The following is a 22,414-nucleotide window of genomic DNA, read 5'->3' as shown; positions in this document are numbered from 1 at the left end:
GTTTCCATGTCGTACCGCCCCACCGTGTCTGCACGCCCCTCCCTGGCCCTGGCGCCACTCGCCGTCGCGCTGCTGTGCGCGCTGCCCCACCCGGCCGCCGCCGCCGATGCCTACGACACCGACAACCTCTTCGGCGGCTGGAACGGCGAGCGCGCCGCGCTGGTGGACAAGGGCGTCACCCTGCGCGGGGACTACACCGGCGAAGCCATGGGCGTGGTCGACGGCGGCCTGGACTCCGGCGCGCGCTATGCGCAGCAGGTGCGCGTGGGCTTGGACCTGGACATGGGCAAGCTGGCCGGCTGGAACGGCGGCACCCTGCGCTTCACCCTCAACGACCGCCGTGGCAACAGCACTTCGGCCGACCTGGTGGGCAACCGCTTCCCGATCCAGGAAGCCTACGGCGGCCAGTACACACGCCTGAGCGAATTCAGCTACGACCAGAAGTTCAACGACGGCCGGTCCTATTTCAAGCTGGGCTTCTACGCGATGGGCAATCAGTTCGGCGGCCTCAGCGCGGGCACCAGCTTCGTCAACGCCGCGTTCTGCGCGCACCCGCTGTCCATGAGCGGCAACAGCGGCTGGTACAACTACCCCACCGCACGCTGGGGCGGCGAGTTCGCCGAGCAGCTGACCCGTTCGGTCAACGTGCGCGCGGGCTGGTTCCAGGTCAATCCCAACCTGTCCGGCGACAATGTGCACAACGCCTTCCGCCCTGGCGTGTCCGGGACTACCGGCTCGTTGTTCCCCGTGGAAGTGACCTGGAAGCCCTTCGCCGGCACGCGCCTGCCAGGCGTCTACAAGTTCGGCGGCTACTACGACTCCTCGCGTGTTTCCAAGAAGGGCCTGGACACCGGCGCGGTCACCGGCCGCGATGGCGCCTACGTGCTGGCCGAACAGAAGGCCTATACCCCGGGCGCCAATCCCGAGATCGGCCTGACCGCCTTCGCCGAATACATGGCCTCGGACAAGGACACCGCGCAGATCACCCGGTGGTACGCGATCGGTGGCCTGTGGCAGGGCATCGGCCACCGGGAGAAGGACCGCATCGCGCTGGGCTATGTCGGAGCGGACATCAACCACCGCCTGATCGATGCCCGGCGCGCCACGCTGGCCAACGCCGGCGTGCCTGCCGACTCGCCCCTGTATGGGCTGACCGGCGCCGAAGAGCTGGTGGAGCTGTCCTACAGCTTCCAGGTCAACCCCTGGCTGATGCTGCGCCCGGACGTGCAGTACATCACCAACCCCGGCACCTTCGCCTATACCCAGACCGATAACGCCCTGGCGGTCGGCCTGCAGGCCAAGGTCACGTTCTAACGCTTTCGCGCGCCTGGTCGCGCCATGAAATCCACCTGGGAGGGACTCACATGCTGCTTGCCCGTACTACCCTAGCCGCCCGCGTGCTGCTGGCCATCTCGATGACGGCCGGCGTCAGCACCGCCGCCGCCGCTACCGACATGACCGACGCCTCCGCCGCTGCCGTTCCCGTCCGTACCATCGCCGTCAAGGGCGTGGTGATTGGACAGGGCGCGCCCAAGACCATCGTGCCGATCACGGCCAAGACCGCGGCCGAGGCGATCGCCCAGGCCGAGCGGATCGGCGCCAACGCCGACACCGACGTGGTCGAGTGGCGCATCGACTACCTGGACATCGCCACCGACGCCAAAGCGCTGGTCAAGCTGGCTCCGCAGGTCGCCAGCGCGGCGGAGGGCAAGCCGGTGATCCTGACCTTCCGCACCAAGGCCGAGGGCGGCGCCACCGCGATCAGTGATGCCGACTACGGCAAGCTCTACGCGGCACTCATCAAGGCCCATGCCGCCGACCTGTATGACGTGGAGATGTTCCGCGACCAGGCGGTGGTCAAGTCGATCGTGGCCGCCGCGCACCGGGCCGGCGCCTACATCGTCATGTCCAACCACGATTTCCACGCCACGCCGGACACCGCCGAGATCGTCGCCCGTCTGCGCAAGCAGCAGGCGCTGGGCGCCGATGCGCTGAAGATCGCAGTGATGCCGCAGAACCCGGGCGATGTGCTCAAGCTGCTCGATGCCACCTGGCAGATGCGCCAGAGCAGCGACCGCCCGCTGCTGACCATGTCGATGGGTCCGACCGGCGTGGTCTCCCGCCTGGCCGGAGAAACCTTTGGCCAGGCGATGACCTTCGGCATGCTCGGCACCGCGTCGGCGCCGGGGCAGATCGAGGTCGGGACGCTGCGCGGCATCCTGACCACGCTGGACAAGGCCACCAAGAAGACGCCGTAACCGCGCGCATGGCCGTGCCCGCGCGGCGCGGTCATGCCCCATCCGCGCGGTGTGACGCGCCGCCATCCGGGCACTAAAGCGATCACAGGAGCTGCCCGTCCTTTCCCGGGGAGGCGCCAGGGCCGAGGCCGCTGCGCCCCCACTGTCACCCTGCGCCGCACAAGTCGCCTCTCCTCCTCGCATCGCCGATGCATCGGCACCAGCTTCGTGCCGGGCAGGCTCGATGGCGCTTGCCGGCTCGCGTTTGATGGCTTCGATGCGTGTCCGCGCCCTCGACCGCACGATTCGTCCTGCTCGCGTGCTTCAGGCTAAGTCGGACATGCTGCGGGTCAAGGCCGTCGTGCGCACGACGGTGGCCGATGCCGTCCTGCGTTGCATCGCCTGTGCGGCACCGTGCGCGCAAGCGGCGACTGGCGCACATTGCGCTGGAGGCTAGTCCCGAATTGATTCGCAGGGCGGCGGGCGACGCCACGGGCGTGCAACAGCCCGAACGCGCCGCTGCGCTCGCGTCCCGGACCGATCTACAGGCAGCTGGAGCGAGACCGGACGCCGGGCACCCTGCCCCGCAACTCTTCCGCGCAAGACCGTCGGACTGGATGGCGGGATGCAGAGTCACGGGCTCATCGCCCGCCACGGTGCTGGCCGCGCCCCTGATTCAGGTCGCCAGGCCCAAGCAACCCGCGCCGCGACACCGACCTCGGCCGCCCTGCATACCTGGCGCGTGCGTACCGCACCTCCGTGACGACGCCGCCTGTCGAGGCGTGACTCAGCATGCTGCACTGCAGCTTTACCATAATAGTTATTAGTCATAACTTTTATTTCGTTGAGCGATTGCCGAATGGGCGACGCGAGTTGACGCACGCGGGATGACCGCAGCGGCCCCGGTCCAACGCTCCAATCGGCCCCAACACCACGATGCGCAAGCGGAACGATCCAATGCCTGGAATCAACAGCAATCGCGTGTGCGCCACATCCCGCTCCCTGGGCGGGGCGTGCGGGCGAAAGGGTTATGCTGTGTCATCCACCCTTTCCCACGCCTGGTCGTGCGCACTTGAGCAGCCCGCCCCCCGCCGATCCCAGCGAGTCGCTCGATCCGCTCGACCTGAGCAGGCTGACCTGCCTGCTCGGCTTCAGGATGACCCGGGCCGAGTTGCGTATTCGGCGGATCTTCGTCGATTGCGTGCAGTCGTTCGACCTCAAGCCGGTGGATTTTTCGGTGCTGGTGCTGGTCGATGCCAATCCCGGCACCAACCAGCGGCTGCTGTGCGAGGCGCTGGATGTCTCACCGCCCAACCTGGCCATCGTGATCGCACGGCTGGTCAAGCGTCGGCTGCTGCGCCAGGTGCGCGGGCGTCAGGACCGTCGCATGCAACACCTGCATCTGACCGCCACGGGCAAGGCGCTGCTGGAACAGGCAGAAGGCCGCGTCCAGCGAATGGAAGCCGCATTGACCAACGCACTGAGCAAGTCCCAGTCCGGATCGCTGCTGCGCGCTCTGGATCTGCTGTCGCGCGTCGAGATCGACCCGAGCTAATCCGCCTTCCCCCGGCCCATGGCGATGCCATGGCGTCCCAGCCCGACACCCTCACGCCACCTGCGCCTTGCGCGGTGGCCGTCGGCGTGCGCGCCTCGATTCCTCCCCACGTCCCACCCTCCCCTGTCACTCAGGAGATCTCATCGTGAACGACGTTTGCGCTCCCATCGGTGTGCGGCGCCTTGGGCTCGCCGTGCTGAGCTGCCTATTGGCAATACCCGCAGCAGCACAGCAAGTACCCCAGACCGTACAGCTGCCCAATGGGCTGAACACAGGCGGCACCAGCTTCCTCGATGGATTCACCCGGACCACACCGGGCTGGGCGGTGGTTCCCTACCTGACCATCAGCCACCTGGATGAGATCAAGGACGCCAACGGTGACGACGTCCCTGCCTTCCGGCGCCCGCGTATCGACTCGACCCTATTGCTCACCCAGGTGGCCTACGCCACCAGCTACCGTCCGCTGGGCGGGGTGCTGGGCTTCACCGCTCTGGTGCCATTGGTGAACCTGGACGCGTCGTTCGCGGCAAACAGCCCGGTGCGGCTGCGCGACAACGGCTTCGGCATGGGCGATGTCACCTTTGGCCCTTACCTGCAGATGTTGCCGGTGATGCGCGAGGGGCGGCCGGTGTTCATTCAGCGCTTTGAATTGGATGCGGTCGCGCCGGTCGGAAAGTTCGACCGCGACCTGGATCTGAATCAGAGTTCGGGCTATTGGTCGGTGATCCCCAACTGGGCCTTCACCTTCCTGCCGACCCCCGAGTGGGAGATCAGCGGGCGCCTGAACTACGTCTACAACTTCCGCGCCGACAAGGCCTCCAATCCACCGCCCATCCCCGGCTTCGTGTTTCGCAACGGCAAGGCCGGCGATGCGGCATGGCTCAATTTCGCAACCTCTTATCAGGTCGCACCCACGTTGCGCCTGGGGATCAACGGCTATTACCTGCAGCAGCTGCGTGACAACCGGACCAACGGCGTGCGCGTGGCCGACAGCAAGCAACGCAAGTTCTACCTGGGGCCGGGCACGTCCTGGCAGATCGACCAACGCAACATCCTCAATACCAACCTGTACCTGCCGGTCGACGTGGAAAACGCCGCGGCCGGCAACAGTCTCAACCTCCAATACATCCATGTGTTCTGAACCGAGGTCACGCCCATGAATCTGCACAACAAAACGCTCATCGTCACCGGGGTGTCTTCGGGCATCGGCGGTGAGGTGGCCAGGCTGGCTCGCTTCCAGGGCGCGCGCGTGATCGGCGTGGATCGCAATCCGGCCAGCATGACCCTGGACGGCTTTCACCAGGCCGATCTGGGAGACCCGGCGGCGATTGACGCGCTGGTCGCGCAACTGCCCGAGCGCATCGATGCGCTGGCCAATATCGCAGGCGTGCCCGGGACCGCACCGGTGGACCTGGTAGCCAGGATCAACTACCTGGGACTGCGTCATCTGACCCAGGCGCTGCTGCCGCGCATCGTGCCCGGTGGCAGCGTGGTCAACGTCGCCTCGATCCTGGGCGCGGAGTGGCCGCAGCGTCTGCAACTGCATCGCGAACTGGCGCAGACCGCGGACTATGCCGCCGGTGCACAGTGGCTGGCCCGGCATCCGGTGGAGCAGGCCACCTGCTACCAGTACTTCAAGGAGGCGCTGATCGTGTGGAGCGCGCTGCGCTCGCAGGACTGGTTCGCCCAGCACGACGTGCGGGTCAACAGCGTCGCGCCCGGCCCGGTGTTCACCCCGATCCTGGGCGACTTCGTGACCATGCTGGGCCCGGACCGGGTCGCCGCCGACGGCGCCAAGATGAAACGCCCGGCCTACGCCGACGAGGTGGCCGAAGCCATCGTGTTCCTGGCGTCGGACGCGGCGCGCTGGATCAACGGCGTCAACCTGCCGGTCGATGGCGGCCTGGCGGCCACCGCGATTTGAAGCCCTCCTTTCCCATCCTTCAGAGCACATCAATGGACATCACCACCACTTCCCTGGCTCGCGTCGAGACCTGGCGCGGCAAGATCTTCAATGGCGCTTGGGTCGATGCGCAGGGCGGCACCCTGGACGTGATCGAACCAGGCAACGGCGAGTCGCTCTACCGCGTCGGCCAGGCCAATGCCCAGGACGTAGCCAGCGCCGTCGCACGCGCACGCGCGGCCCAACGCGCCTGGGCGGCAACGCCACCGCGCGAACGCGCGGCCGTGTTTCATAGTGCCGCAGCGATCCTGCAGGAGCACGCGGCGGCGGCCTCGGCACTGGTGGCGCGCGAGACCGGCGGCATCCTGCCCAAGGGCGAGCACGAAGTCCGCGAAGCCATCGTCCTGCTGCAGCGCGCGGCAGCCATGCCGCTGCAGGCCAACGGGCAGGTGTTGCCGAGCGTGCCAGGCCGTTTGAGCATTGCGCGCCAGCTGCCGCTGGGCGTGGTCGGGGTGATCTCGCCGTTCAATTTCCCGCTGGTGTTGTCGCTGCGCTCGGTGGCGCCGGCATTGGCGGTGGGCAATGCGGTCGTGCTCAAGCCCGACCCGCGCACGCCTTACGCAGGTGGCTTTGTGATCGCCGAAGTGCTGGCCGCTGCAGGCTTGCCCGAGGGCCTGTTGCACGTCGTCCCGGGCGGGGCCGAGGCCGGGCAGGCCCTGGTCGAGGCGCCGGGCGTGCCGATGATCGCCTTCACCGGCTCGACCGGCGCCGGGCGCCGGATCGGCGAGCTGGCCGGCAGGCACCTGAAGAAGGTTTCACTGGAACTGGGCGGCAAGAATTCGCTGATCGTGCTGGAGGATGCCGACCTGGACCTGGCGGTCTCGGCCATCGCCTTCGGTGCCTACTTCCACCAAGGCCAGATCTGCATGGCCACTGGCCGGGTGCTGGTCCAGCGCAGCATCGCGGCCGAACTGACCCGGCGCCTGGCCGAAAAGGCACGCCATCTGCCGGTAGGCGACCCGGCCACCGGCCAGGTCGCGCTGGGCCCGATCATCGACCAGCGCCAGCTGCAGCACGTCAAGGACATCGTCGATGCCTCGGTCGCCGCCGGCGCGGTGGTCGAGGCAGGCGGCACCCATGAAGGCCTGTTCTATGCGGCCACGGTGTTGTCCAACGTCACCCCGGGTATGCGCGCCTTCGACGAGGAAGTGTTTGGCCCGGTCGCCAACATCATCAGCTTCGACAGCGACGATCAGGCGGTGGAGCTGGCCAACGCCACCGAGTACGGCCTATCGGCCGGGGTGATCTCCGCCTCGGTCGGCCGCGCCATGGCCATCGGCGAGCGCCTGCACACCGGCCTGCTGCACATCAACGACCAGACCGTGGCCGACGAGGTGATCAACCCGTTCGGCGGCACTGGCGCCTCGGGCAATGGAACGAGCGTGGGCGGGCCGGCCGATTGGGAGCAGTACACCCACTGGCAGTGGGTCACGATCAAGGACGCCGTGCCGCAGTACCCGTTTTGATTCTTGGGGCAAGGGTCCGGCGCGAAAGCGCATCGCGGATTCAAGCGCGCAAGGCCTCGCCCGGACCCTCATCCGTCCCTCCAGGGCACCTTCTCCCAAAGGGAGGAGGAAGTCCCCATTCTCCCCCCACTGAAGGTGATCCACATGAGCAGCAACACTGAACACGACACCGTCGCCTACGCCGTCGAGGACGGCGTGGCCTGGGTGAAATTCAACCGCCCGCAGAAGCGCAACGCGATGAGCCCGGCGCTCAATCGCCGCATGATGGCGGTGCTGGACGAACTGGAATTCCGCGACGATGTCGCCGTGCTGGTGCTGACCGGTGAGGGTAGCGCCTGGACCGCCGGCATGGACCTGCAGGAGTACTTCCGCGACACCGAGGCCGACGGCCTGGCCGGCACGCGCAAGGCCCAGCGCGAGAGCTACGGCTGGTGGCGTCGCCTGCGCTGGTACCAGAAGCCCACCATCGCCATGGTCAACGGCTGGTGTTTCGGCGGCGGCTACGGCCCGCTGTTCGCGTGCGACCTGGCCTTCGCCGCCGAGGAGGCCAAGTTCGGCCTGTCGGAAATCAACTGGGGCATCCTGCCGGGCGGCGGCGCCTCCAAGGTCGCCACTGAGTTGCTCTCCTTCCGCCGCGCGATGTATCACGCGATGCTGGGCGAGCCGATCGACGGCCGCACCGCCGCCGACTGGGGCCTGGTCAACGAAGCCCTGCCCGCCGCGGCGCTGCGGGCACGCGTGAACGAGGTGGCCCAGGCGCTGCGCAAGAAGAACCCGGTCGCGCTGAAGGCCACCAAGGATGCGGTCCGCCGCGTGCGCGAGATGACCTACGACAATGCCGAGGATTTCCTGGTGCGCGCGCAGGAGGCGGCCAACAGCTACGACGAGGGCCGCAAGGAAGGCCTCAAGCAGTTCCTGGACGAGAAGAGCTACAAGCCTGGACTGGGCGCCTACGACCTGACCAAGCAGCGCGCCTGAAGGCCGACCGGGAGGACTCGATGGACATGCAGACGACCCGGCCGCCGTCCCTGGGCACGCGGCACTCCGCGGTGGAACGGCTGTTGATGCCGCGTTCAATCGCCATCGTCGGGGCCTCGCCGACGCCAGGCGCGCTGGGCGCCTCGGTGCTGGCCAACTTGGAGCGCAATGGCTATGCCGGCGACATCCATCTGATCAATCCCAAGCGCGACCGGATTGGCCATCGCCCCTGCCTGGACGCGATCCAGGCCCTGCCCGAGGGCGTGGACGTGGCGGTGTTGGCCATCCCACAACCGGCGGTACTAGAGGCGGTGCGGGCCCTGGCCGAGCGCCGGGTGGGGGCCGTGGTGATCTTCTCCGCCGGCTTTGCCGAGGCCGGTGAGACCGGCCTGAGCCAGCAGCGCGAGATCGCCAGGATTGCCGCGCAGGCCGGCATGCTGGTGGAAGGCCCCAACTGCCTGGGCAGCATCAATTACCGGCAGCGCATCCCGCTGACCTTCATCGAGGTGGACATCGCGCCCGAACAGGCCAGTGCCGCCCGCGACCGGTCCGCCATCGGCATCCTCTCCCAGAGCGGGGCGATGATGGCCGTGCTCAACACCACCCTGGCCAGCCGCGAACTGCCGCTGTCCTATGCGGTGTCCACCGGCAACGAGGCCGCCAGCCACCTGGAGGACTACGTCGAGTTTCTGCTCGATGACCCGGGCACCCAGGTGATCACCATGATCGCCGAGCAGTTCCGCCAACCGCAGCGCCTGCTGGCCCTGGCCCGGCGCGCCGGTGAGCTGGGCAAGCGCATGGTCCTGCTGCATCCGGGCAAGAGTGGCGCGGCGCGCGCGGCGGCCGCGACCCACACCGGGGCGATGGCCGGCGATTACGCGGTCATGCGCACCCTGGTCGAACACGCCGGCGTGGTCATGGCCGAAACCCTGGAGGAACTGGGCGACATTTCCGAAATCGTGTTGCGTTGCCCGGCCCCGCCCACGCCCGGCACGGCCATCGTCGGCGAGTCCGGCGCGTTCAAGGCGCTGTGCCTGGACCTGGCCCAGGACCTGGGGCTGGACCTGCCCACGGTGGACGACACCAATGCCCCGGCGCTGCGCGCGGCGCTGCCGCCGTTCGTGCCGGTGAGCAATCCGCTGGATCTGACCGCCCAGGGCCTGGTCGATCCGGATCTGTATACCCGCACCCTGGCGGCCCTGTTCGAGGATGGGCGCTTCGGTTCGATCGTGGTAGGACTGATCCAGACCGACCTGGTCACCTGTGCGATCAAGCTGCCGCCGGTGCTGCGCGCCGCGCGCGAGCTGCACCCGGACAAGCCGGTGATCTGTGCAGGCCTGGACGAAGGGGCCGTACTTCCGGCCGAGTACTTGGCCGAGCTGCGGACGCTGGGAATGCCGTACTTCCCCACCAGCGAACGCGCCCTGCGCGCGCTCACCCGGTTGACCGCCCACTCGGCGCGCCAGGCCACGCATCGCCAGGCCGAGCCGGCGCTGACGACCCTGGCCTTGCCCGCTCGCGCGGGCGTGATCCCGGAGTACCGGGCCAAGCAGCTGTTGGGCCCGGCGGGCATCGCCTTCGCCCGCGGCGAGCTGGTCACCACGCTGGAACAGGCGCAGGCCGCTGCAGCGCGGCTGGGTGGGCCGGTCGCATTGAAGGTGCAATCCGAACAGCTGAGCCACAAGAGCGATGTCGGCGGCGTGGTGCTGGGGCTGGAAGGTGCCGATGCCCTGGCCCAGGGTTGGCAACGACTGCAAGCCAATCTGGCCGAGCACGCCGCACAGATCCCGATCGAGGGCGTGCTGGTGGAGACCATGGGCGCGCGCGGCATGGAGATGATCGTCGGCGCACGCAACGATCCCCAGTGGGGGCCGGTGATCCTGGTCGGCTTTGGCGGGGTCACCGCCGAGGTCCTGCACGACGTGCGTCTGCTACCACCAGACCTGTCGGTGGAGGCGGTGATGGCCGAGCTGGACCAGCTCAAGGCCGCACCGCTGTTGCACGGCTACCGGGGAGCACCCGCCCTGGACGTGACCGCCCTGGCCACGCTGGTGGTGCGCCTGGGCGCACTGCTGTGCGGCACGCCCCGGATCCGCGAAATCGACCTCAACCCGGTGGTGCTCTACCCGCAAGGACATGGCGTGGTGGCGCTGGATGCGCTGATGCTCATCGATTGATCCCGGCGCGACGGCGCGCTGCACTTTGGAGATTTCATGCAAGCAGACCCTTTCGACCCGGCCCGATTGACCCCGGACGTGCTGGCGGTGCTGACCCGCATGGCGGCCTCCGGCGCGCCGGCGCTGGAGTCCTTGCCCATCGCCGAGATGCGCCAGGCCTATCTGCAGGTCGGCGCCCTGCTGGGCGGGGAACCCATGCCGGTGGGCCAGATCCTGGAACTGCAGGCCGCCGGCCCGGCCGGCCCGATTCCCTTGCGGCTCTATCTGCCCTGGACCGGCACCGCGCCCTATGCCACCACGATCTACCTGCACGGCGGCGGCTGGTCGCTGGGCGACCTGGACAGCCACGACAAGGTCTGCCGCCGGCTGGTCCACACGGCCGGGTGCGCGGTGGTCGCGGTGGACTATCGACGCGCGCCCGAGCACCCGGCGCCCGCCGGGCCTGACGACGCAGTGGCCGCGGTGCGCTGGATCGCGGCGCAGGCCACGGAGGTGGGGTTGGATGCCAGCCGACTCGCCGTTGCCGGCGATAGTGCCGGCGGCAGCCTGGCGGCGGTGGCCTGCCAGCAGTTGCGTGGCAGCGAGGTGGCGCTGCGCGCCCAGGTGCTGTTCTACCCAGCGACCGACCTGAGCCCGGCCGGGGACGCGTTCGACTCGCGGCGCAGGAACGGCGCGGTGCCTCCCCTGACCCTGGAAGCGATGCAGGCCATGTCGGGCCCGTTCCTGTGCAGTGGGTTCGATACCCGCGATCCGCGCGTGTCGCCACGGCTCGCAGCGGACCTGCGCGGCCTGCCGCCGGCGCTGATCATCACCGCGCAATGCGATGCCCTCCTGGACGACGGCCGACTGTACCGGGACGCACTGAATGAGGCCGGAGTGCCGGTGGAGTACATCGAATACCCGGGCATGATCCACGGCTTCATCGAAATGGCCGGTGTGCTGCCCGCGGCACGGACCGCGATGGAGCAGGCCGCGGCCTTCCTCGGCGTGCATCTGGATCTGGCCGCGATCCGGGCGTAGTGCCTGGCGTTCGCCGTTCGCCGACCTGTCCAGCGCGTGACAGGGAAGGTCTTGTTCGAGGGGCACCACACGAACGTGCCAGCCTGACCGCGCATCCAGGCGCTGCTGGCGATTCGGCCCCGCAGCCGGTGACGGCCGACGCCTGGGTCGGCGCCGGAATCCCTGCAGATGCTCGCGCGACGGCGTGGGTTGGAGGGGCAGGCGGCGCCGGTCCGAACACAGCAGTCACCGAAGGCCCTTCAACAAGTCGCCTGACCGGCCGATAGTGCTGCGAGGAGTCCGCGCGTGCGGCACGCGCTCCCGTTCAGGAAGCGATTCGGCATGTTGAAAACGATCAGATCCGAGCAACTGCGTCCCGGCATGTACCTCCACCGGTTTTCCGGTTCGTGGGTGGACCATCCATTCTGGCGTCGCGCGTTCCTGGTCGAGCAGTCGGAGGTCGACCGCATTCGCGCCAGCCGGGTCGCTGAGGTGGTGATCGACACCAGCCGCGGCCTGGATCTCGAGGACGCCGCGCCCTGCGACCTGGCCGCGCCGGAGCCCGCCGACCCGTACGCCAGCGACGAGACCTCGCAGGCGGGCGACGCGACCGAGCCCGAGGTCGCCCATGTCAGCCTGGCCGCCGAAATGGTCCGCGCCCGCAAGATCCTGGAGCAGGGACGGGAAACGGTCGAGGCCATGTTCAGGCAGATCCGGCTGGGCCGCAGCGTGGACACCGAGGCGGCCATGCCGCTGGCCCAGGCGATCAACGATTCGGTGCTGCGCAACCCGCAGGCACTGATCAGCGTGGCCCGGCTCAAGACCGCCGACGACTACACCTATCTGCATTCCATGGCCGTGGCGGGGATGATGAGCGCGCTGGCACGCCAACTCGAGCTTCCCGAGGAACAGGTCCTGGAAGCGGCCATGGGCGGTCTGCTGCACGACATGGGCAAGGCCTCCACGCCCATGGAGATCCTCAACAAGCCGGGCAAGCTGACCGACGAGGAATTCGCGGTCATGCGCCTGCATCCCCAGGCCGGCCACACCCTGCTGGCCCAAGGCGGGGTGGAAAACACGGTCGTCCTGGACATCGCCCTCCACCATCACGAAAAGGTCGATGGCAGCGGCTATCCGCATTGCCTGGTCGGGGAGGGCATTAGCCTGATGGCGCGCATGGGCGCGGTCTGCGATGTCTACGACGCGATCAGCTCCGACCGTCCCTACAAGCGCGGCTGGTGCCCGGCCGACTCGATCAAGCAGATGGCCTCTTGGAAGGGGCACTTCGATCCGACGGTGTTCAAGGCCTTCGTGCGCTGCCTGGGCATCTACCCGGTCGGCTCGCTGGTCCTGCTGGAATCGCAGCGGCTGGCCGTGGTGATCGAGCAGAACGCCGGCCAGCTGCTCAAGCCGCGGGTGCGGGTGTTTCATTCGGCCAAGCGCCGCAGCCACCTGCTGGTGCAGGACATCGACCTGTCGCGCGATGAATGCCAGGATCGCATCGTCCAGCTCGAGTCCCCGAGCAAATGGGGCTTCCGCGATCTGAACAAGCTCTGGATGAACTGAACGACCGCGCGGCCTGCGGGTCATCATTGCCTGATCCTGGGCCGGCACATGAAAGCCGCCTGGCGGGCCAACGCGCTCCGAGGCGGCCGCAGAAGCAGTCGCCAATGCGGGCCGTCCGGCATGATGCGCGCCAGTGCATCTGTTCGGGAATGCACCCGCCCGGACGCACCTGCGAGGTCCCCATGGCATGGCCAGGACGCGTCAGCCCTGGGCTCGCCTCCACCACGAGAATAGGGGTCGCGGACTGCACGACGGGCCAACAGCTTAGACCTTAGTTCAATTTGTTCGAATATCGCCCATTAATCCGATATTCGAATTGACCTTGCGCCGCGTGGCGCGCCACCTTGCGCATCTTCCACGCGCGCGGTGCGCGTGAGCCACGTAGAAGACCGCTTCCCATGGCCCATTTCCTCCACGCCACGCGATGCACCAACGCCGGGGCCGGATGCTGACATGATCGACAAGACTTTCCCCTCCTGCGCCGCGGCGGTCGCCGACATCCGCGATGGCGCCACGGTGATGATCGGCGGCTTCGGTACGGCCGGCATGCCAGACCAGCTGATCGATGCGCTGATCGAACACGGCGCGCGTGAACTGACCATCGTCAACAACAATGCCGGCAACGGCGAGACCGGCCTGGCCGCGCTGATTAAGCACAAGCGCGTGCGCAGGATCGTGTGTTCGTTCCCACGCCAAAGCGATTCGCAGCACTTCGATGCCGCCTACCGCGCCGGTGAGATCGAGCTGGAACTCGTGCCACAGGGCAACCTGGCCGCGCGCATCCATGCCGCCGGCAACGGCCTGGGCGCCATCTTCACCCCGACCGGCTACGGCACCGAACTGGCCGCCGGCAAGGAAACCCGCGAGATCGACGGCAGGCACTACGTGCTCGAGTATCCGATCCACGCCGATGTCGCGCTGATCAAGGCCTATCGCGGCGACCGCTGGGGCAACCTGGTGTACCGCAAGACCGCGCGCAACTTCGGCCCGCTGATGGCCATGGCGGCCAAGTGCACCATCGCCCAGGTCCATGAGGTGGTCGAACTCGGTGCGCTGGACCCGGAAACCGTGGTCACGCCCGGCATCTTCGTCCAGCGGGTGATCGCGGTCGGGCACAAGGAGGCATGCGCATGAGCGGCTACCAGCGACTGACCCGCGAACAGATGGCCGCGCGCGTGGCGCGCGACATCCCCGAAGGCGCCTACGTCAACCTGGGCATCGGCCTGCCCACCCAGGTCGCCAACTATCTGCCGGCGGACAAGGAGATCTTCCTGCAGAGCGAGAACGGCCTGCTCGGCATGGGCCCGGCGCCCGCGAAGGGCGAAGAGGATCCGGACCTGATCAACGCCGGCAAGCAGCCGGTGACCTTGCTCACCGGCGGCTGCTATTTCCACCACGCCGACTCGTTCGCGATGATGCGTGGCGGCCATCTGGACATCTGCGTGCTCGGTGCCTTCCAGGTCTCCCAGCATGGCGACCTGGCCAACTGGAGTACCGGCGCGCCCGACGCGATTCCCGCCGTGGGCGGCGCGATGGACCTGGCCATCGGCGCCAAGCAGACCTACGTGATGATGGACCTGCTGACCAAGACCGGCGAAAGCAAGCTGGTCGCCGAATGCAGCTATCCGCTGACCGGCCTGCGCTGCGTCAGCCGCGTCTACAGCGACCTGGGCGTGTTCGACCTCGGTCCCGACGGCGCACGCGTGGTCGAACGGGTGGACGGACTTTCCATTGACGAGCTGCAGCGCCTGACCGGCCTGACGCTGGCGCACTGAACGGAGTGATGCAATGAACGAGGTCTTCATCATCGATGGCATCCGCACGCCGGTGGGCCGCTACGGCGGCGCCCTGTCCGGCGTGCGCGCCGACGACCTGGGCGCGGTGCCGCTCAAGGCACTGCTGGCCCGCCATCCCGATCTCGATCCGGCGCTGATCGAGGACGTGTATCTGGGCTGCGCCAACCAGGCCGGCGAGGACAACCGCAACGTGGCGCGCATGAGCCTGCTGCTGGCCGGCCTGCCCTTCAGCGTGCCGGGCAGCACGATCAACCGCCTGTGCGGCTCGGGGCTGGATGCCATCGGCACCGTCGCGCGCGGCATCCGCGCCGGCGAGCTGGGGCTGGCCATCGCCGGCGGCGTGGAATCGATGTCGCGCGCGCCATGGGTGATGGGCAAGGCCGAGGGCGCCTTCGCCCGCAACCAGAAGATCGAAGACACCACCATGGGCTGGCGCTTCATCAACCCGAAGATGAAGGACCAGTACGGCGTCGACCTGATGGGCGAGACCGCCGAGAACGTGGCCGCGCGCTACGGCATCTCGCGCGAGGACCAGGACGCGTTCGCCCTGCGCAGCCAGCAGCGCACCGCTGCCGCGCAGGCGGCCGGCTTCTTCGATGGCGAGATCACCGCGGTGACCACGCCGGGCAAGAAGCGCGGGGAGACCATCGAGGTGAGCGTCGACGAGCATCCGCGCGCCGACACCACGCTCGAAGGGCTGGCCAAGCTGAAGGCGATCTTCCGCCAGCCGGGCACGGTCACCGCCGGCAATGCCTCGGGCATCAACGACGGCGCCGCCGCGCTGCTGCTGGCCTCGGCCGAACAAGTCGAAGCGCTGGGCCTGGCACCGCGCGCCCGCGTGTTGGGCTTTGCCTCGGCAGGCGTGGAGCCGGCGTACATGGGCATCGGCCCGGTGCCGGCCACGCGCAAGCTGATGGCCCGCCTGGGCCTGAAGATCGAAGACTTCGACGCGATCGAGCTCAACGAGGCCTTCGCCGCACAGGGCCTGGCCTGCCTGCGCGAACTGGGCGTGGCCGACGACGCCACGCACGTCAACGCCAATGGCGGCGCGATCGCCATCGGCCATCCGCTGGGCATGAGCGGTGCGCGCATCGCGCTGACCCTGCTGCGCCAGCTGGAGGCCAGCGGAGGCCGACGTGGCCTTGCGACCATGTGCATCGGCGTTGGCCAGGGCGTGGCCCTGGCGATCGAGCGGGTTTGAGTGGCCCGAGGATCGCTCTGCCTGGTAGAGCGGAGCTTGCTCCGCTGAGGCTTTCCCAACGCGCTGAACACCTGCGCGTCTTTCGCGTGAAGCAAAATCAACAGCAACAACAACAACAGCAACAGCAACAGCAACAGCAACAGCAGCAACAGCGGCGGAGCAAGCTCCGCTCTACATGAAGCAACAGCGGCGCCTCGGTGTCGCCCAGCCAACGGAGCCCGCGATGAGCGAATCCAAGCCTCTTACCGGTTACCGCAAGCCGTATCCCGGCTCGCAGCCTCCTTTCATCCACGCGCCCTACGCATCCACCGTGTTGCGCGGCGTCGGCAGCGAGCCGATCGCGATCCCGGTGACGCTCTCGGAAGTCACCGGGCCCACGCTCGACCGCCTGACCCTGGGCGAGCACGCCGCGGACATGACCGCTGGCTTCCCCGGCCAGCCGCTGGGTGAGCGCATCATCGTCTCTGGTCGTGTGCTGGACGAGAACGGCAAGCCGGTACGTAACACCGTGGTCGAGGTCTGGCAGTGCAACGCCGCCGGCCGCTACCTGCACAAGGGTGACCAGCACGACGCGCCGCTGGATCCCAACTTCAAGGGCACCGGTCAGGTGCTGACCGACGCGCACGGCCGCTACCGCTTCAAGACCATCAAGCCCGGCGCGTATCCGTGGCGCAACCACTACAACGCCTGGCGCCCGGCGCACATCCACTTCTCGCTGCACGGCGGTGGCATCGGCCAGCGCCTGGTCACGCAGATGTATTTCCCGGGCGATCCGCTGCTGGCTTTTGACCCGATCTACAACTGCGTGCCCGACGAGAAGGCCAAGGCCCGCATGGTGTCCTCCTTCGACTGGGAGACCACCGAGAACGAATACGCGCTGGGCTACCGCTTCGACATCGTGCTGCGCGGTCGCAAGCAGACCGTCTGGGAGTAAACCATGAGCTTTCAATCGACCCCGTGGCAGACGGTCGGCCCGTACTACCGGATCGGCCTGGAACCGCTGTACCACACGCAGATCGCCCCGGCCGATGCCAAGGGCGAGCGCATCACCATCACCGGCACGGTGTACGACGGCCTGGGCCAACCGGTCAGCGATGCGGTGCTGGAACTGTGGCAGGCCGATGCCGACGGCATCTACGACCACGCCGAGGATCCGCGCCGCGACGCGCACGACCCGGCCCTGCACGGCTGGGGACGCGTGCCGACCGACGAGGCAGGCCGCTTTTCCTTCACCACGATCAAGCCGGGCCGGGTGCCGGGGCTCAAGGGCGTGGCGCAGGCGCCGCACATCGTGGCGCTGGTGTTCATGCGCGGCCTGCTCAAGGCGGCGCCAACGCGCATCTACTTCTCCGATGAGCCCAGCAATGGCGAGGACGGCATCCTGGCGCTGGTGCCTGAGGCGCGCCGCGGCACGCTGATCGCGGCGCAGACTGCGCCGGGGCAGTACGTTTGGAACGTGAAGATGCAGGGCGAAGGGGAGACGGTGTTCTTCAGCTACTGAGCCTTCTTGTTTCGCTCTTTTGCATTAGCAGTTGCGTTTGATTTGGCGTTGCTGTTGCTGTTGCTGTTGCTTCAACTGCCTGAGCCGTAAAGCACGCCGAGCACCGCAGCGAAGCAGGGCCGAAGAGGCGCGCTGTTTGAGCGAAGCGAGTTTGGGCGCCGTGCCCTGCTTTGCGAGGAGCGCAGGGCACCGATGCGCAGCATCGGCGTGCGTCCGGCGAGAAGCGGTTTTGCCTTCTTTTGCCGCGACAAAAGAAGGTCGCGCCCGAAAGGGCGTGAAAGCTCTTGATCTTGCTTAAAGTCCTGAACATCGCCTCGAACGGTCAATGGAAGCAAAGACAGCACGCTTGCAGCGCGCCAGGAGCAGAGCTTTCGCGCCTGCGGCGCGAGCTACTTTTGTCTTGTCAAAAGTAGCCAAAATCGCTTCTCGCCGGGACGCGAGCCGCCGCTACGCGGCGGTCCCCTGCGCTTCTCGGAAGAAGTGGCACGTCGCCCAAACTCGCTTCGCTCAAACAGGGCGACTCTTCGGCCCCTTCTTCCTGCGATGCTCGGCTCGCTTTACGGCTCAGACAGGGAGAGCAACTGCAACAGCGACAAGCAAAAGCAAAAGCAAAAGAAAAGCAGCGGCAACACGTTGACGTCATCCTTCCTGCCAACACTCGACCATAATCCCCAAACGTCTCACCACCGAAGACACGCATCGATGACTTCCCGCCTGCTCGCCCCCCTGTTCGGCGATCCCGACATCGACGCCCTGTTCGATGACCGCGCACGGCTGCAGGGCATGCTCGACTTCGAAGCCGCCCTGGCCCGTGCCGAGGCACGCTGTGGGGTGATTCCGGACAGTGCCGTCAGCGCGATCACCGACGCCTGCGTGACGGACGCCTTCGATCTGGACGCGCTGGGCGCCGCTACGGCGCTCTCCGGCAATCCGGCCATCCCGCTGGTCAAGGCGCTGACCGCCAGGGTCAAGGCCACCGATGACGACGCTTCGCGCTGGGTGCATTGGGGCGCGACCAGCCAGGACGTCATCGACACCGGCACCGTGCTGCAGCTGCGCGCCGCACTGGACGCGATCGCGCCCAAGCTCGACGCGCTCTGCGCCACGCTGCGCACGCTGGCCCAGGCCGAACGCCAGACCGGAATGCCCGGTCGCACGCTGCTGCAGCAGGCCGTGCCGGTCACCTTTGGCCTGAAGGCCGCCGGCTGGCTCGACGCCCTGCAGCGCGCGCGCAAGCGCCTGTCCGCCCTGCGCGAGGACGCGCTGGCGCTGCAGTTCGGCGGCGCCGCCGGCACCCTGGCCTCCCTCCAGGAGCGCGGGCTCGATGTCGCGCAAGCCCTCGCCGACGAGCTGAGGCTGCCGCTGCCCGCCCTGCCCTGGCACACCGCGCGCGACCGCATCGTCGAAGTCGGCACCGCATTCGCCTTGTTGGCCGGCGCGCTGGGCAAGATCGGCACCGACATCGTCCTGTTGATGCAGTCAGAAGTCGGCGAGGCCTTCGAGCCCAGTGGTGCCGGCAAGGGCGGTTCCTCGGCCATGCCGCACAAGCGCAACCCGGTGGGATGCGTGGCGGCCATCGCCGCGGCCACGCGCGTGCCCGGGCTGGTGTCCACGCTGTTCGCGGCGATGAACCAGCCGCATGAGCGCGCGCCCGGCCAGTGGCACGCCGAATGGGAAACCCTGCCGGAGATCATCCGCCTGACCGCCGGCAGCCTGGCGCAGATGCGCATCGTGCTCGATGGCGTAGAGCTGGATCGCGCGCGCATGGCCGCGCACCTGGACAGCTTCGGTGGCCTGCTTTACGCCGAGGCCGTTTCGGTCACCCTGGCCGGCACGCTGGGCAAGGCCAGCGCGCACGCCCTGGTCGAGTCCGCCGCCAAGCGCGCGGTGACCGAGGGCCGCCACCTGCGCCAAGTGCTGGCCGAGGATGCACAGGTCAATGCCGTCCTCGACACCGACGCCCTCGACGCCTTGTTCGCCGCCGACAGCTGGCGCGGCATGGCCAACACCTGGATCGACCGCGTGCTCGCGGCCGACTGATCTTTCCTCCCGACGGAGCCCGCGCAATGGCATTTCTCGACCTGCCCACCCACCGACTGCACTACCGGATCGACGGTGTGGAAGGCGCCCCCTGGCTCACCTTCTGCAACTCGCTGGGCACCGACCTGACGATGTGGGACGGCCAGGTGGCCGAACTGGCCAACGACTTCCGCATCCTGCGCTACGACCGACGCGGACACGGTCAGTCGACCGCGGCCGAGGGGGTGTACACCATCGACCAGCTCGGCGGCGACGTGCTTGCGCTGTGGGATGCATTGAACATCCAGCGCACGCATTTCTGCGGGCTGTCCATCGGCGGCCTCACCGGACAGTGGCTGGGCCTGAACGCGGCCGACCGGCTGGACCGGCTGGTGGTGTGCGCCACGGCCGCCAAGATCGGCACCGGCGAGAGCTGGGAGACGCGCATCGCGCAGGTGCGCGAGCAGGGTCTCAAGCCGCTGGCCGAGGGCACGGTGATGCGCTGGTTCACCGAGCACTACACCGACACGCACGAAGAACAGGTGCGTGCGGTGCTGGACATCTTCCTGGCGACCTCGCCCGAGGGCTATGCCGGCTGTTGCCATGCGGTGGGCAACGCCGACTTTCGCAGCGACCTGGCCGGCATCGGCGTACCGCTGCTGGCCATCGCCGGCGACGACGACCCTGTGTGCCCGCCGGCCGATTTGCAGTTCATCGCCAAGCACGTGGCCAACGGCCAATGCGCGCAGGTCGGCGGCCGGCATATCTGCAACATCGAGTCGGCTGCCGAATTCAACGCCACGCTGCGCGATTTCCTGCGCGCCTGATCCCCCACATCACACCGAGACCCCCAATGGACGAACAAGCCCGTTACGACGCCGGCCTGGCCGTGCGCAAGGCCGTGCTGGGCGAGGCCCACGTGCAGCGCTCGCTGGAAGCTCGCACCGATTTCACCACCGAGTTCCAGCACTTCATCACCCGCGCCGCCTGGGGCGAGGTGTGGACGCGCGATGGCCTGCCGCGGCACACGCGCTCGTTGCTGACCATCGCGATGATGGTGGCGCTGGGCCACGATGAGGAATTCAAGCTGCACATCCGCGCGGCGCGCAACAACGGGGTCAGCGCCGATGAGATCAAGGAGGTGCTGCTGCAGGCCGCGATCTATTGCGGGGTGCCGGCAGCCAACCATGCCTTTGCCTTGGCCAAGCCCATCCTCGAAGAGCAAGCCGCCGAGTCGGCCGCTTAAGTCTCTCCCCCGGTCGCTGTAGACGTTGCCGTTGCCGTTGATTTTGCTGTTGCTCCTGATCTTTCGAGCCATAAAGCCCGCCGAGCACCGCAGCAAGGTGGGGCCGTAGAGGTGCCCTTGTCTGAGCGAAGCGAGTTTGGGCACCGCGCCCCACTTTGCGAGGAGCGCAGGGGACCGGGCCGCAGGCCCGGCGGGCGTCCGGCGAAGACGGTTTTGCTTCCTTTTGCCAAGACAAAAGGAAGTCGCGCCAAAGGCGCGAAAGCCTTTGATCTTGCTCTACGTCCTATGGCTGCAGTGCTCTACTAAGGCCAGAGCGAAGGCCAAAGCAAGTGCGGGAGCAAAGCTTTCGCGCTTGCAGCGCGAGTGACTTTTGTCTTGGCAAAAGTCACCAAAACCGCTTTCGCCGGACGCCCGCCGAGCCTACGGCCCGGTCCCCTGCGCTCCTCGCAGCATCGGGGACGGCGCTTAACTCGCTTCGCTCAAACAGGCGCGCCTCTTCGCCCCGATGCTGCTGCGGTGCTCGGCGGGCTTTATGGCTCGGAGATTCAAGAGCAAAAGCAAAATCACAAGCCACAGCCACAGCCACAGCCACAGCCGCCGCCGCAGCAGCAGCGGGAGCAGCAGCGGGAGCGGATTTCTTCTATCCAGACGCTTTGCGCACCGACCCCTGTGGGGGGAGAAGTCGTCGCCAAGCCGTGACGTTGCACGCACCATCGCCCCGCCTCGTCACCCGAACACGCGCACCAGCGCGCGGGGTACCGCTCAGCTCAGCTCAGCACCGCTCCCAACCGCAACGCCGCCTGACGCAGCGGCGGCAGCAACTGCGCATGCATCGTCTGCAGGCTCACCCGGCCAGCCTGGGTGCCGATGTTGAGTGCGGCGATGACCGTGCCAGCGCGATCGCGTACCGGCACGGCAATCGAACGCAGGCCGATTTCGAGCTCCTGGTCGGTCAGCGACACTTCCTCGCGCCGGACCTTGGCCAGTATCTCTAGCAACTCCTCAGTGCGGGTTACGGTGCGCTCGGTGCGTGGCCGCAACGGGTTGCGCTCCAGATACGCATCCAGCGTGTCCTCAGGCAGCGCCGAGAGCAGGATGCGCCCCATCGAGGTGCAGTAAGCCGGCAGGCGGCTGCCCGAGCGCAGGCCAATGGACATGATGCGCACGGTTTCGGCGCGCGCCACGTACAGCACGTCGTCGCCGTCCAGCACCGCCAGGGAGCAGGATTCATGCACCGCATCGCGCAGCGCGTCCAGCACGGGCTGGGCGGCGACGGACAGCGAGGCCGAGGCCACGTATGCACCGCCGATGCCCAGCACGCGCGGCAGCAGCACATACCCGCGGCCGTGTTCACCCACGTAGCCCAGCTTGGCCAGCGTATAGAGCGCCCGGCGCACGGCCGCCCTGGGGATCCCGGTATCGGCGCTGATCTGCGACATGCTCACTTCACGACCGCCGTGTTGGGCAAAGACACTGAGCACCGCCATGCCGCGCGCCAGGGAGGTCATGAAATCGGGATCCCCCTGGGCGTATTCGATCTGGCGCATGATCTCGCGCGCCAGGCCACGCTCGCCCGGGGTAGGCGAAGGGGCGGTGGCGTGACGTCGGGCGCGCGGGCCCCGGGGTGGTTCGGTCATGGGCGCGTGTTCCGGGCATAGGTCCGATGAAACACGTCATGGTAAGCCGATGCACCCGACCCGGGCGCATCCC

General features: G+C 67.8%; 19 protein-coding genes. 18 read left to right on the top strand and 1 reads right to left on the bottom strand.

Annotation, left to right across the window (positions count from 1 at the left end):
• Positions 1 to 6: 6 nt before the first annotated feature.
• The 18 genes from ACORQU_RS08615 (at position 7) to pcaC (ending at position 20,704) form a co-directional block, all read left to right on the top strand.
• Entirely contained in the window at positions 7 to 1,314 is a 1,308-nt protein-coding gene (locus tag ACORQU_RS08615) for a carbohydrate porin (protein WP_491644610.1), read from the top strand.
• A gap of 50 nt (positions 1,315 to 1,364) precedes the next feature.
• A complete protein-coding gene (aroD, locus tag ACORQU_RS08610) occupies positions 1,365 to 2,258 on the top strand; it encodes a type I 3-dehydroquinate dehydratase (protein ID WP_491644608.1) in 894 nt (297 codons plus the stop codon).
• Between the two features lie 1,009 nt (positions 2,259 to 3,267).
• Complete coding sequence (locus ACORQU_RS08605; RefSeq protein WP_491644606.1) at positions 3,268 to 3,792, top strand: MarR family winged helix-turn-helix transcriptional regulator; 525 nt, start codon at positions 3,268 to 3,270, stop codon at positions 3,790 to 3,792.
• A 145-nt stretch (positions 3,793 to 3,937) separates the two neighbouring features.
• Entirely contained in the window at positions 3,938 to 4,933 is a 996-nt protein-coding gene (locus ACORQU_RS08600) for a SphA family protein (protein ID WP_491644604.1), read from the top strand.
• A 15-nt stretch (positions 4,934 to 4,948) separates the two neighbouring features.
• A complete protein-coding gene (locus ACORQU_RS08595; RefSeq protein ID WP_491644603.1) occupies positions 4,949 to 5,716 on the top strand; it encodes a coniferyl-alcohol dehydrogenase in 768 nt (255 codons plus the stop codon).
• A 32-nt stretch (positions 5,717 to 5,748) separates the two neighbouring features.
• Positions 5,749 to 7,221, top strand: a complete 1,473-nt coding sequence (locus tag ACORQU_RS08590; RefSeq protein WP_491644601.1) for a benzaldehyde dehydrogenase — start codon at positions 5,749 to 5,751, stop codon at positions 7,219 to 7,221.
• A gap of 144 nt (positions 7,222 to 7,365) precedes the next feature.
• Positions 7,366 to 8,199: a p-hydroxycinnamoyl CoA hydratase/lyase gene (locus ACORQU_RS08585; protein ID WP_491644599.1), complete on the top strand. Its 834-nt coding sequence runs from the start codon at positions 7,366 to 7,368 to the stop codon at positions 8,197 to 8,199.
• 86 nt (positions 8,200 to 8,285) lie between these two features.
• Positions 8,286 to 10,376 (top strand): acetate--CoA ligase family protein, encoded by a 2,091-nt coding sequence (locus ACORQU_RS08580; protein ID WP_491644597.1) that lies wholly within the window; start codon positions 8,286 to 8,288, stop codon positions 10,374 to 10,376.
• Between the two features lie 36 nt (positions 10,377 to 10,412).
• Positions 10,413 to 11,396, top strand: coding sequence for an alpha/beta hydrolase (locus ACORQU_RS08575; protein ID WP_491644595.1), 984 nt, complete (start codon positions 10,413 to 10,415; stop codon positions 11,394 to 11,396).
• Between the two features lie 321 nt (positions 11,397 to 11,717).
• Positions 11,718 to 12,941: an HD-GYP domain-containing protein gene (locus ACORQU_RS08570; protein WP_491644593.1), complete on the top strand. Its 1,224-nt coding sequence runs from the start codon at positions 11,718 to 11,720 to the stop codon at positions 12,939 to 12,941.
• Positions 12,942 to 13,394: 453 nt separating this feature from the next.
• On the top strand, positions 13,395 to 14,075 hold the full coding sequence (locus tag ACORQU_RS08565) for a 3-oxoacid CoA-transferase subunit A (RefSeq protein ID WP_491644591.1): 681 nt from the start codon (positions 13,395 to 13,397) through the stop codon (positions 14,073 to 14,075).
• Positions 14,072 to 14,716, top strand: a complete 645-nt coding sequence (locus ACORQU_RS08560; RefSeq protein WP_271647723.1) for a 3-oxoacid CoA-transferase subunit B — start codon at positions 14,072 to 14,074, stop codon at positions 14,714 to 14,716. The genes ACORQU_RS08565 and ACORQU_RS08560 overlap by 4 nt, the downstream gene beginning before the upstream one ends.
• A 13-nt stretch (positions 14,717 to 14,729) precedes the next feature.
• Complete coding sequence (pcaF, locus tag ACORQU_RS08555; RefSeq protein WP_491644589.1) at positions 14,730 to 15,938, top strand: 3-oxoadipyl-CoA thiolase; 1,209 nt, start codon at positions 14,730 to 14,732, stop codon at positions 15,936 to 15,938.
• Positions 15,939 to 16,161: 223 nt separating this feature from the next.
• On the top strand, positions 16,162 to 16,872 hold the full coding sequence (pcaH, locus tag ACORQU_RS08550; RefSeq protein WP_271647725.1) for a protocatechuate 3,4-dioxygenase subunit beta: 711 nt from the start codon (positions 16,162 to 16,164) through the stop codon (positions 16,870 to 16,872).
• Positions 16,873 to 16,875: 3 nt separating this feature from the next.
• The gene (pcaG, locus tag ACORQU_RS08545) at positions 16,876 to 17,439 is read left to right on the top strand and encodes a protocatechuate 3,4-dioxygenase subunit alpha (protein ID WP_491644587.1); all 564 of its coding nucleotides are present in this window, start codon (positions 16,876 to 16,878) and stop codon (positions 17,437 to 17,439) included.
• A 702-nt stretch (positions 17,440 to 18,141) separates the two neighbouring features.
• Positions 18,142 to 19,479 carry a 3-carboxy-cis,cis-muconate cycloisomerase gene (locus tag ACORQU_RS08540; protein ID WP_491644585.1) on the top strand — a complete coding sequence of 446 codons (1,338 nt, stop codon included), beginning with the start codon at positions 18,142 to 18,144 and terminating at the stop codon, positions 19,477 to 19,479.
• A gap of 26 nt (positions 19,480 to 19,505) precedes the next feature.
• Positions 19,506 to 20,285: a 3-oxoadipate enol-lactonase gene (gene pcaD / locus ACORQU_RS08535; protein ID WP_491644583.1), complete on the top strand. Its 780-nt coding sequence runs from the start codon at positions 19,506 to 19,508 to the stop codon at positions 20,283 to 20,285.
• A 26-nt stretch (positions 20,286 to 20,311) separates the two neighbouring features.
• The gene (pcaC, locus tag ACORQU_RS08530; RefSeq protein ID WP_491644581.1) at positions 20,312 to 20,704 is read left to right on the top strand and encodes a 4-carboxymuconolactone decarboxylase; all 393 of its coding nucleotides are present in this window, start codon (positions 20,312 to 20,314) and stop codon (positions 20,702 to 20,704) included.
• Between the two features lie 767 nt (positions 20,705 to 21,471).
• Here the strand turns inward: pcaC and ACORQU_RS08525 are convergent.
• The gene (locus ACORQU_RS08525) at positions 21,472 to 22,251 is read right to left on the bottom strand and encodes an IclR family transcriptional regulator domain-containing protein (protein WP_491645023.1); all 780 of its coding nucleotides are present in this window, start codon (positions 22,249 to 22,251) and stop codon (positions 21,472 to 21,474) included.
• Positions 22,252 to 22,414: the final 163 nt, after the last annotated feature.

It is taken from the genome of Pseudoxanthomonas sp. JC1303 (assembly GCF_058448525.1).
The sequence above is the reverse complement of the archived record's forward strand: the minus strand, read 5'-3'. Positions and strand labels throughout refer to the sequence as shown.

Bases quoted from the DNA above. Each gene is read 5' to 3' on its own strand.
- ACORQU_RS08615 (WP_491644610.1), top strand. From the start codon at position 7: ATGTCGTACCGCCCCACCGTGTCTGCACGCCCCTCCCTGGCCCTGGCG.
- aroD (WP_491644608.1), top strand. From the start codon at position 1,365: ATGCTGCTTGCCCGTACTACCCTAGCCGCCCGCGTGCTGCTGGCCATC.
- ACORQU_RS08605 (WP_491644606.1), top strand. From the start codon at position 3,268: ATGCTGTGTCATCCACCCTTTCCCACGCCTGGTCGTGCGCACTTGAGC.
- ACORQU_RS08595 (WP_491644603.1), top strand. From the start codon at position 4,949: ATGAATCTGCACAACAAAACGCTCATCGTCACCGGGGTGTCTTCGGGC.
- ACORQU_RS08590 (WP_491644601.1), top strand. From the start codon at position 5,749: ATGGACATCACCACCACTTCCCTGGCTCGCGTCGAGACCTGGCGCGGC.
- ACORQU_RS08585 (WP_491644599.1), top strand. From the start codon at position 7,366: ATGAGCAGCAACACTGAACACGACACCGTCGCCTACGCCGTCGAGGAC.
- ACORQU_RS08580 (WP_491644597.1), top strand. From the start codon at position 8,286: ATGCCGCGTTCAATCGCCATCGTCGGGGCCTCGCCGACGCCAGGCGCG.
- ACORQU_RS08575 (WP_491644595.1), top strand. From the start codon at position 10,413: ATGCAAGCAGACCCTTTCGACCCGGCCCGATTGACCCCGGACGTGCTG.
- ACORQU_RS08570 (WP_491644593.1), top strand. From the start codon at position 11,718: ATGTTGAAAACGATCAGATCCGAGCAACTGCGTCCCGGCATGTACCTC.
- ACORQU_RS08565 (WP_491644591.1), top strand. From the start codon at position 13,395: ATGATCGACAAGACTTTCCCCTCCTGCGCCGCGGCGGTCGCCGACATC.
- ACORQU_RS08560 (WP_271647723.1), top strand. From the start codon at position 14,072: ATGAGCGGCTACCAGCGACTGACCCGCGAACAGATGGCCGCGCGCGTG.
- pcaF (WP_491644589.1), top strand. From the start codon at position 14,730: ATGAACGAGGTCTTCATCATCGATGGCATCCGCACGCCGGTGGGCCGC.
- pcaH (WP_271647725.1), top strand. From the start codon at position 16,162: ATGAGCGAATCCAAGCCTCTTACCGGTTACCGCAAGCCGTATCCCGGC.
- pcaG (WP_491644587.1), top strand. From the start codon at position 16,876: ATGAGCTTTCAATCGACCCCGTGGCAGACGGTCGGCCCGTACTACCGG.
- ACORQU_RS08540 (WP_491644585.1), top strand. From the start codon at position 18,142: ATGACTTCCCGCCTGCTCGCCCCCCTGTTCGGCGATCCCGACATCGAC.
- pcaD (WP_491644583.1), top strand. From the start codon at position 19,506: ATGGCATTTCTCGACCTGCCCACCCACCGACTGCACTACCGGATCGAC.
- pcaC (WP_491644581.1), top strand. From the start codon at position 20,312: ATGGACGAACAAGCCCGTTACGACGCCGGCCTGGCCGTGCGCAAGGCC.
- ACORQU_RS08525 (WP_491645023.1), bottom strand. From the start codon at position 22,251: ATGCGCCAGATCGAATACGCCCAGGGGGATCCCGATTTCATGACCTCC.